Here is a 9,180-nt window from a genome sequence, read left to right on the forward strand (position 1 = left end):
TCACCCGTGAGGCGACGGTCGTCGGCGGGATCAGGGACTACGGTAAGCATGGGTGTGCCTTCCCAGCCGACGGGCCAACGTCGGCATGCGTGTGAGACCTCAAACGATCACCGGGAAGGTACACCCTTCCCGGTCGATCCACAGATCTCAAGCATTGCTCCACCCGAACGGCTCGTGCGCCAACTGCCTGATCACCGTGTCTCGCGGCCTTCCCACGCATCCGCAACGGCGGCACCACCGGTCGAACACGCCCGGCTCGACCCGACAGGCCAGGACCGCACAATCGGGCTCGAGCCGCTGACCCACCACCTCCAAACCAAGCTCGTCAAGGCGGCAAAACGCGCCGAGATCAGGATGCACGAAGGAAGCGTCAAACACGTCGAGGCCTTCCGGCCGGGCTGTGTGAGAACTCCCATCATCGGAAGACCTCGACCCTCACCCGGCGATCGACGCGCCGAGAGCTACACCCTCAACCCGGAAGAGCCGCATTACTAGACTAAGAGAGGCGTCGCTGGCTTCATCGGTTCCATGGAGCCGGCGACGCGAGCCTCAACTCAGCGGTGGACCCATGAAGTGGGCGACCTCGGCAACACTCATGACCGGGAGCGGCCTGGCGATGGTGAAGCCGACATGAGGCCCGGCCGGCCTTTCGTGATCCTCCGGAAAGGCAGCGCCGGCGATGCGTTCCAGCATGGTGATGCAGGCGTCCTCGTGCCGGGAAATGGCGCCCCGACTCTGTCCCGAACCCCTCTCGGACGGCTGCTGTGTCTCGACCATGAGCGGGCTGAAGTCCAGGTCATGCAGGTAGGCGTCGACCGCCCCGGTATTCCAGCCGCACCGGGCGGCCGGGTCGGCCTTGTCGAAGTCGGCAGGGTCGAACCCGACCTCCAGTCTCCCGTTGGCGGCGTAGGCGAAGTACGCGAATAATGCCCCCGCCGAGCGCCACGGATCCATCCTGGCGTAGGTTTTCGACCACGGAGCGATCGAGATTCCCCAAGTCACGCAGACGGCCAGGTGGCCATCGCGGGACAGGGCCCTCATGGCCTCTTGGCGGGCACATAGGTCGCTGTAGTAGGGATGTGTGACCAGGATCCCATCACCCCAGCGCATGATGGTGACGGTGCTCTCGTTGTAAGCCTCCGGCATCCGGTAGTCCACCGTCAGAGGGACTGCACCGATCAGCGACGCGACAGTCCCGATGTCGTCGTGGGTGGTGAACACGGTGCAGAAATCCGAAACTGTGGAATAGAGCATTGTCACGTGTTCCACTCCCCTGGGCCGTACGTCGCGCTTCATTCTGCCATCCGGCGCAGATCAGCGAATGCGGGCAGTGTGCGGGGTGGGGCTCTGGTTCAACTGCCGCTTCTGCGAGAACCGTTGATTGCCCATCCAGGCTGTCGTCGGCCGGGCGGCGGTCTCCTCCGCACCCGGACGGCGTTCTCGTACCAGTTGAGGATCCCACCCGTCCACGGCGTCGGCCGCCACGTCCGAGATCATCCCGCCACCAAAACGACCCGCACCGTCACCGGCGCCAACAACGCCGCGGGCTCCACATCGAGCAGGTCTGCCAGGATCACCAGCTCGTCCACATCCACCCGGCGCCGGCCACGCTCGATCGCCGACAACGCGAACCGGTCCAGACGATGCCCGCGCGTCACCGACGCCTCCTCCACCTGGTCGGCCGAGACGCGACGCGCCTTCCGCAGCGCCTACAAGAACAGCATCCGCGCCACCACGTTCACCGACGAGGACCTCGGCGCGTCGACGGTGGTAGCCTTTTGCGGATCACGGCAGGTGATGGATCTGAGCACTCCGTTCTTCTGCCTCTGGGTCTCGCCGGGCTTGTGCGGATCAGGACCGCCTGCCCCGGTCTGCCGCCCACACCTTGGCGCACATCTCGGTGACGGTCTTGGCGATCAGCTCGGGCTCGTCGACCTGAATGTTGTGCGCGGCCCGTTCGGCGACGATGAGCGTGCTGTTGTCGGACAGGCTGACCAGGTCGGCTTGCACGCGGCCCCACACACGTGCGTAGCGCTCCTGCACATCTGGGGGCTTACTGGCGAAATACTCGTAGTAATAGGTGCCTGGGGCTGGGTATGGCGCCTTGGAGATGACCGTCAGCGGCAGGCTGCCGAAGTGCCTCCGCTCGGCCTCCAGCGTCTTGACGTGTACCGCGTCAAAACGCGGCCACGATGGCTCTGACCTGTGGTTTGACGGGGCCCATCCCCACAGACAAGATCGCGTCTTGTGCTTGTCCGCCTGCTCTACCTCATAACGCTGCGAGTGTTCGGCTGGCTGATGTTACTGGGCCGCAGCCAGGCGTCGAAGAACGCGGAAATCATGGTGCTGCGTCATGAAGTGGCAGTGCTGCGACGTCAGGTCACGCGCCCGAAGCCGGACTGGGCCGATCGGGCCGTTCTCGCGGCACTGGCCCGATCGGCGCCGGCGGTCCTGCGCACTCATCGACTGGTCACCCCGGCAACATTGCTGGCATGGCATCGTCGTCTGCTGCGACGGGCCTGGACCTACCCGCATCGGCCCGGGCGTCCAGCAACGAGTCGGGAGCTTCAGGATTTGACCGCGCCAGGTCGGCCCGTACGCCGTGGCTCGGGATCGACGCCAGCCTTGGTCAAGATCTCCCACACCGTCGACGACGCGATCGAGTACGTACTCGGCCGGACGTCTGGCAGATAATGCCTGATCTGCTTGCGGCAGTAATCAACTCTTTACCTAGGTGATTATGACAATGCGGGTCAATATCGGCTTGTTGTCGAACCCAACAGTGGAGTAACTCCCCGTGCGAAAGCCCCTCCTCACCGTTTTGTTCGCCGGCGCGCTCGTCGCGCCCTTCATTCCAACCGCGAGCGCCAGCGCCGAACCTGACCGCGGCTACATCGTGGTACTGCAGGACAGCGCCGACTCCCCGTCCATCGCGAACGAGCACGCCCGCGACAAGGGCGCCGTACCAAACCGCGTCTACAGCCACGCCCTTCACGGGTACTCCGCGAAGATGACCCCCAAAGCCGCCGAGCAGGTGGCCGCGGATCCCCGGGTCCGCTGGGTCCAGCCCGACGGCCAGGTGAGCATCAGCGCGCAGACACTGCCCACCGGAGTCAACCGGATCGACGCCGACGCCAGCCCCACAGCAGGCATCAACGGCTCCGACCAGCGGGTGAACGTCGACGTGGCCGTCATCGACACCGGCATCGACCTGGACCACCCCGACCTGAACGTCTACGCCGCCGGCGCGAAGAACTGCTCCACCGGCCGTAGCGCGGACGACGGCAACGGCCACGGCACCCACGTCGCCGGCACCATCGGCGCCCTCGACAACGGTGACGGCGTCGTCGGCGTGGCACCAGGCGCCCGGGTCTGGCCCGTACGGGTGCTCAACAACAACGGCAGCGGAAGCTGGTCCGACGTCATCTGCGGCATCGACTACGTCACCGCGCACGCGAGCGAGATCGAGGTCGCCAACATGAGCCTCGGCGGCCTCGGCGCCGACGACGGCAACTGCGGCAACACCAACAACGACGCCATGCACAAGGCGATCTGCGCCTCAGTCGCCGCGGGCGTGACCTACGCCGTCGCCGCGGGCAACGAAAGCGACAACGCGGCCAACCACACCCCGGCCGCCTACGACGAGGTCATCACCGTCAGCGCGCTGGCCGACTTCAACGGCCTGCCAGGCGGCGGAGCCCCGGCCACCTGCCGCAGCGACGCCGACGACACCTTCGCGAGCTTCTCCAACTTCGGCGCGGACGTCGACATCATCGCCCCTGGCGTGTGCATCCTGTCCACCTGGAAGGGAGGCGGGTACAACACGATCTCCGGCACCTCCATGGCCACCCCGCACGTCACGGGCGGTGCGGCCCTCTACAAGGCCACGCACCCCGGGGCCAGCCCCGCCATCGTGAAGTCCGCTCTCCAGACGGCCGGCACGACCGACTGGAACTCCTCCGACGACCCCGACGGCGTCAAGGAACGACTGCTCAACGTCGCCACCTTCTGACAGTTCGCCGAGCGGGCATGAAAGCCACGTCAGAGTAGTGGCCCTGCCCGACACGCACGCGCCACGCCGCCGGCGGTCCTGCCCGCCCGGCGTGGCCGAGCACCTGCGCGACGCAGACGTGATCCCGCACGCGGGAGACGTTTGCGTCGCTCGGGTCCTGGGACGAACTGGCCTGTTGCGCTCCAAAACCACAGCGACTCCTCTTGAGCTGTGGCGATACGACATCTGGATGGTCATTATTGAGCACCTGCTCCGCGACCGGGACAGGAAGTTCCCAGCCCTATGGAGGAGATCCTCACCGACGCCGGTATCCACACGGTGCTCACCGGCGTCCGCATACCTCGCATGAACTCGATCATGGAACGGTGGGCGCAGTCCTGCCGCCACGAACTCCTCGACCGCTGCCTGCTCTGGAACGAACGCCACCTACGACATGCCCTGCGCGAGTATGAGGAGTTCTACAACCAACACCGAGCCCATCAAGCACTGGCTCAGGCGGCTCCACTACGCGCCGTCCCGGATCCCATCACCGATTCCGCGAAAATCATCGACCTCGACATACGCCGACGAGACCGGCTCGGCGGCGTCCTCCACGAATACCTACATGCCGCTTGGTGAGTAGCCGGGGCGTCTCAGCCCCCGGCTCTCGCAGAGTGAAGTCGACCGTCGGCGAGGTGCCCTTGGCCGGGTCCTTTTCCGTCGGTCTCTTCCCGAACGGGGCGTGCGAGCTTTCCCCGCACCCCGCTCTCCAGTGATCATTTCGGGTAGGGCTTGGTGGCCCGCCCGGCGTGGATGTCCTCATGGCAGCGGCGGCAGATCACCAGGGTCTTGCGCCGTCGCATGGCCATGAGATGCATCCGGGCGGGTTTGTCCCGGCGTCCGGGCTGATTGAGATCGGCGAGTTTGCGGATGTGGTGGACTTCCAACCCCTCCGTGGACTCGCAGAGACGTGGTGTCACGGTACTGGCTGGCCACCGTCGTGTCGCCGGGGGAGACTTCCACGCAGGTCGAGGCCGCCTACACCCGCGCTCTGCACGTGCTGGGCAAGGCGCATCTGCTCGACGATGATGCCTTCCTGGCCGAGTTGCGCGGCGGGCGGGTGCCTGACCACGACGAGTTCCCGGTGCTGCTCGCTGTGAGCGACAACGGGCCGCAGATGACCTCCTCGGCCACGCGGATGTTCATGGCCGGGGCGCGGATCGCCCAGCACTTCGGCCCGAGACGCGTCGTCGCAGGCACGATCAACGAATACCACCACGCCGCTTAACCGCAGCTCAGACCACAGACTCAATATTCGAGCGGTACACCGTGAACGTCCCGAAGTCCTGGCTCACGGCGTCCGCTGGGTCAGAACGGGGGCATCCGAGCCCGTCAAGGTCAGGAGGAGATACCGGCGGCGGTCCTGGGCGGCGTTCGAGGGGGACAGGATCTCGCGGAGCGGGCCGATCGCTTGCGCGACCTGTGCCCCGGCCACGTTCGTGGTGAAGTTGGCCAGTTGCTGTTTGTGTCCGAACGGCGCGGTTCGTTCCGTCACCAGCCAGAGGGTGTAGGTCTTGCGGGGTTCCAGGCCGGAGGCGGCGATCTGGAGCGTGTCCATCGGGCCCATCGCGTTCACGGAGACCGTGGCGTGCCCGTTGCGCTGGGGTCCGGTCATGACCAGGTGATCGGCCTTGCCCGCCCAGCCCAGTGGCACCAGGCTCGACCTCCCGTCGCCGGAAGGGACCGCCCGCGGTACGTACACGAGGGCCTGCGCCTGCTGACCGATGGGGATGGTGGCGACGACGCGGTTGGTGAGCGCGTCGATGGCGGCCACCCGGTCCTGGTTCTCCAGCCCGACGTAGACGCGCGTACCGTCGCCGGATCCCCAGACCCCGTGCGGCAGGTCGCCGACCGGGATCGTGGCCACCTGCACCGGCCGCTCACCCCGGCGGTAGACCTTCACCTTGTTCTCCCCGCCGACCGTCACGTAGGCGAAGTGGCCGTTGGCGTTGTCCACGGTGGTGACGTGGTTGGTGATCGGGCCGGTGTCCAGGGTGGCGAGGACGCGGAAGGGCGGCTCGCCGCTCATCACCTGCGTCTTGCCGGAGTCCTTGAGGGTGAACCACACCTCCTTGCCGTCCCTGGTCACGGCCAGGTTCGGCGAGAACGGGCTCGCCTGCGGCACCCGGGCGATGACCTGGTACGTCCGCGTGTCCACGATGTCCACCTGCGGGGTGAAGCTCGACGGCACGTAGGCGTAGCGCCCGTTCGGATGGAAGAGCACCATGCCCGGCCCGTTGGCCGTCCGGACCCGGCGCGTCTCCCGCATCCGCACCGGGTCGATCACCGAGACGTAGTCCTCACCGCGTACGGTGGCCCAGACCTCCTTGCCGTCGGGCGTGAAGAACGCCTCGTGCGGTGAGCGGCCGATATAGACGACGCCTTTGATCCGGTTGGTCGCCGTGTCGATGAGCGTGACCGAGTTGGAGGCGATGGAGACCACGCACAAGGTACGGTGATCCGGCGAGAATCCCATGCCGTGCACGAGCACCTGCCCCTTGTACAGCGGGCTCAGCGCGCCGGGCACGGTGTCCCCGAGACGGATGACGCCAAGAAGGCGGTTCGTGGCGGGATCGATGACGGAGACGGTGTTCGAGGTCTGGTCCGCGGTGTAGACCCGGTCCTGGCCGGAGACGGGGATCCGCTCCGCCCCCGGCGGTGCGGGTGACGGGGCGCTCGGAGGCGAGGCGGCCAGTCGGCGGCGCATGAGGGCGATCTCCTGCCCCTGGGTGATGACGATCTCCTGGGCCAGCCGCCGCAGGACGGGGTCGCCGCCCGGCTGTGCCAGCAGGGCCTTCGCCAGGTCCACGGCGCCCTGATGGTGCGGGATCGTCATGGCGGCGAAGTCCCGGCCCGGGTCACCGGTCATGGGGGCCGCCGCCATGTCCCTGTGCATTTTCTCGATGCTTTTTATCATTTCCTGGGCGAATGCCGAGTTTATGTGCGAAGGCAAGGCGTGTTGCTCTCTCGTTCCGCACGCGGCCAGGCCGGAAAGGCAGGAGACCGTCGTCCCGTAAACGCAGAGTTTCTTGAGGATGGCCGTCATGTCTCAGCTCCGTATGGCACAGGAAGTGGTACCAAAGCTCATCGTACGGTTCGTCCTATCCGCGCCGGCCGCTCCCCTGCTATCAGCCAGGACGCGGGTCCGGTGACCGGCTCCACCGGCGCGCGTCCGCACCGCTCATAACGCCCGGCATAGGAAGCGAAATTGCCATCCCCGGTGGAGAATTCGGCCGACGATAGAACACTTCTCGCACAGCCATGACCCCCACCTGCCGCTCCCCCGCCATTCTTAGCACGTCAATATCGACCGCCCTGGCGAACACAGCCGACCGGCCGGACCAGGCGCGACAAGACGCCGAACCAGGAAGGTCGCGCCGGGGAGGGCCGGGGCCGAGCCGGAATCGGCGGGACAGGCGAGGGCGTTGAAGCCCAGGAAGTCAAAGCCTTCGTCGGCGTGGACAACCTTCGTCTTGTCCTCGTTGAAGACCAGCCCTCGCGGCTCCAGCCACTCGGCCAGCCGCTGCTTGACCCGGTAGGCTTCTTGCTCGGAGTAGCAGCAGACCACCAGGTGAGTCGGCGGCGGGAATCTCACCCGCCGCCGCTCTCAGAACCGTGCGGGAGCCTCTCGGCTCACACGGCTCCCATCGTCCAGCCATCAGGCTTGAGGCCGAACCGCCAATGGGCGAACATGTTGGGATACCGGCGGGCTGTGCCCGCCAGCAGTTCTCCCGCTCGTTTCTCCCGGCGGCGTAGTCGTTTGTACTTCTGGCAAGCCCAGCCCACCAACATTCTGTTGATGCGCCGGAGGAGGGGATACAACATGGACTTGTAGAATCGCCCGTAATAGTTGATCCATCCTTGCACGATGCTGTTGAACATCCGCGCAAGATCCATCAGCGACTTGTCACTACGTTGGGCGATACGCCAGGAACGCATTTCCTTGCCCATCGCCTTGATTGCCTCCTTGCTGACCGCGGGCAGGAAGCTCACAAAGTGCTTCCCGTGCCGGTTCTTGGCCAGCCGGGGCCGGAACGTATACCCAAGGAACGTGAACGAGGTGTGTTCGTACGAGCCACGCCGGTCCGCGTCCTTGCAGTAGACGATGCGCGACTTGTCCGGATGCAATTCCAGACCGACCTGCGCCAATCGCTGCGCGAGAGCGTCCCGCACGCGGCGGGCCTGCTCCTCGCTGCCGCAGTGAATCACCGCATCATCGCAGTACCGTTCGAAGTTGACCTGCGGGAATTCCCGAACCAGCCACGCATCGAACGCGTAGTGCAGATACAGATTCGCCAGCACGGGAGAAATCGCCGACCCCTGAGGAGTTCCGCGATCCCGTTGCTGCACCGATCCGTCCGCCTTCGCCAGCGGCGCAACCAGCCACCGCCTGACGTAGAGAAGGACCCATTTTCCGTCCGCGTCGATATGCCGCTCGACGGCCTTGAGCATCAACTCATGGTCCACGCTGTCGAAGAACGCCCGGATGTCGAGATCGACCACCCAGTTACTCCGCCAACAGCGCCGCCGGCACTGTTCCACCGCATCCAACGCCGACCGCCTGGGCCGGTAACCATAGGAGTCCGGATGGAACACTGGCTCCACCCGCCGCTCCAGATACATCGCAGCTACCGTCTGGGCGATACGGTCAGAAACAGTGGGCACCCCGAGCACGCGGATACCCTTCCCGCCCGCCTTAGGGATCTCCACAGCCTTCACCGCCGGAGGGAAATACGAGCCGGACGACATCCTATTCCACAATTTGAACAAGTTCCCCGAAAGGTTCTGCTCATATTGCTCGATCGTCACACCGTCCGCCCCGGGTGCACCCTTGTTGACCTTGACCCGCTGAAATGCCTCCCACACCATCGACTTAGGAATATCAAACGACTTGACCTTGGCCTGCGGCCTTGATCCGTTCACCTGGCTCCTCCCGGGAACTCCGGTTGACCACCAAACAAGATCAGGACAACCCGCCCCCTTCGCTCCACCCCCATTACAGGGGGTCGGGTAGCCGGGAGGAACCTCCCCTCCCGGCTCCCACAGATCCGTGCGTAAACCTCTCGACTTACACGGCTCTTGTCATCCTGGTCCCCAGGCACCCGAGACCCATTTCCAGTGAGCAAACA

12 protein-coding genes and 1 pseudogene are annotated in these 9,180 nt (G+C 65.7%); 4 read left to right on the plus strand and 9 right to left on the minus strand.

The window, feature by feature from the left end:
• Positions 1-159: 159 nt before the first annotated feature.
• The 5 genes and pseudogenes from ACFLIM_RS49660 to ACFLIM_RS49680 form a co-directional block, all read right to left on the minus strand.
• A pseudogene (locus ACFLIM_RS49660) lies at positions 160-378 on the minus strand (ISL3 family transposase); the annotation flags it as partial.
• Positions 379-549: 171 nt separating this feature from the next.
• Positions 550-1,260 (minus strand): hypothetical protein, encoded by a 711-nt coding sequence (locus ACFLIM_RS49665; protein WP_393177836.1) that lies wholly within the window; start codon positions 1,258-1,260, stop codon positions 550-552.
• 54 nt (positions 1,261-1,314) lie between these two features.
• Complete coding sequence (locus ACFLIM_RS49670; protein ID WP_393177838.1) at positions 1,315-1,497, minus strand: hypothetical protein; 183 nt, start codon at positions 1,495-1,497, stop codon at positions 1,315-1,317.
• Positions 1,494-1,658: a helix-turn-helix domain-containing protein gene (locus tag ACFLIM_RS49675; protein ID WP_393177840.1), complete on the minus strand. Its 165-nt coding sequence runs from the start codon at positions 1,656-1,658 to the stop codon at positions 1,494-1,496. Before ACFLIM_RS49675 ends, ACFLIM_RS49670 begins: the two co-directional genes overlap by 4 nt.
• 193 nt (positions 1,659-1,851) lie before the next feature.
• The gene (locus ACFLIM_RS49680) at positions 1,852-2,043 is read right to left on the minus strand and encodes a hypothetical protein (RefSeq protein ID WP_393177842.1); all 192 of its coding nucleotides are present in this window, start codon (positions 2,041-2,043) and stop codon (positions 1,852-1,854) included.
• 204 nt (positions 2,044-2,247) lie between these two features.
• Between ACFLIM_RS49680 and ACFLIM_RS49685 the strand changes: the two genes are divergently transcribed.
• From ACFLIM_RS49685 to ACFLIM_RS49695, 3 genes are all read left to right on the plus strand, one after another.
• Positions 2,248-2,694: a hypothetical protein gene (locus tag ACFLIM_RS49685; RefSeq protein ID WP_393177844.1), complete on the plus strand. Its 447-nt coding sequence runs from the start codon at positions 2,248-2,250 to the stop codon at positions 2,692-2,694.
• A gap of 103 nt (positions 2,695-2,797) precedes the next feature.
• A complete protein-coding gene (locus ACFLIM_RS49690) occupies positions 2,798-4,012 on the plus strand; it encodes a S8 family peptidase (protein ID WP_393177846.1) in 1,215 nt (404 codons plus the stop codon).
• Positions 4,013-4,294: 282 nt separating this feature from the next.
• Positions 4,295-4,630 carry an integrase core domain-containing protein gene (locus ACFLIM_RS49695; RefSeq protein ID WP_393177848.1) on the plus strand — a complete coding sequence of 112 codons (336 nt, stop codon included), beginning with the start codon at positions 4,295-4,297 and terminating at the stop codon, positions 4,628-4,630.
• 137 nt (positions 4,631-4,767) lie between these two features.
• Here the strand turns inward: ACFLIM_RS49695 and ACFLIM_RS49700 are convergent, their stop codons facing one another.
• Positions 4,768-4,971, minus strand: a complete 204-nt coding sequence (locus ACFLIM_RS49700; RefSeq protein WP_393177850.1) for an HNH endonuclease — start codon at positions 4,969-4,971, stop codon at positions 4,768-4,770.
• Here ACFLIM_RS49700 and ACFLIM_RS49705 point away from each other — a divergent pair.
• Entirely contained in the window at positions 4,965-5,279 is a 315-nt protein-coding gene (locus tag ACFLIM_RS49705) for a hypothetical protein (RefSeq protein WP_393177851.1), read from the plus strand. The genes ACFLIM_RS49700 and ACFLIM_RS49705 overlap by 7 nt on opposite strands.
• Positions 5,280-5,342: 63 nt before the next feature.
• On the opposite strand, the gene ACFLIM_RS49710 is transcribed toward ACFLIM_RS49705, so the two are convergent.
• The 3 genes from ACFLIM_RS49710 to ltrA form a co-directional block, all read right to left on the minus strand.
• A complete protein-coding gene (locus ACFLIM_RS49710) occupies positions 5,343-7,097 on the minus strand; it encodes a DUF305 domain-containing protein (protein ID WP_393177853.1) in 1,755 nt (584 codons plus the stop codon).
• 246 nt (positions 7,098-7,343) lie between these two features.
• The gene (locus ACFLIM_RS49715; RefSeq protein WP_393177855.1) at positions 7,344-7,646 is read right to left on the minus strand and encodes a hypothetical protein; all 303 of its coding nucleotides are present in this window, start codon (positions 7,644-7,646) and stop codon (positions 7,344-7,346) included.
• Between the two features lie 38 nt (positions 7,647-7,684).
• On the minus strand, positions 7,685-8,974 hold the full coding sequence (gene ltrA, locus ACFLIM_RS49720; RefSeq protein ID WP_393177857.1) for a group II intron reverse transcriptase/maturase: 1,290 nt from the start codon (positions 8,972-8,974) through the stop codon (positions 7,685-7,687).
• Between the last annotated feature and the right edge of the window lie 206 nt (positions 8,975-9,180).

The organism is Nonomuraea marmarensis, from assembly GCF_043197025.1.
Lineage (GTDB): Bacteria > Actinomycetota > Actinomycetes > Streptosporangiales > Streptosporangiaceae > Nonomuraea > Nonomuraea marmarensis.

Bases quoted from the DNA above. Each gene is read 5' to 3' on its own strand.
- ACFLIM_RS49670 (WP_393177838.1), bottom strand. From the start codon at position 1,497: ATGATCTCGGACGTGGCGGCCGACGCCGTGGACGGGTGGGATCCTCAA.
- ACFLIM_RS49695 (WP_393177848.1), top strand. From the start codon at position 4,295: ATGGAGGAGATCCTCACCGACGCCGGTATCCACACGGTGCTCACCGGC.
- ACFLIM_RS49710 (WP_393177853.1), bottom strand. From the start codon at position 7,097: ATGACGGCCATCCTCAAGAAACTCTGCGTTTACGGGACGACGGTCTCC.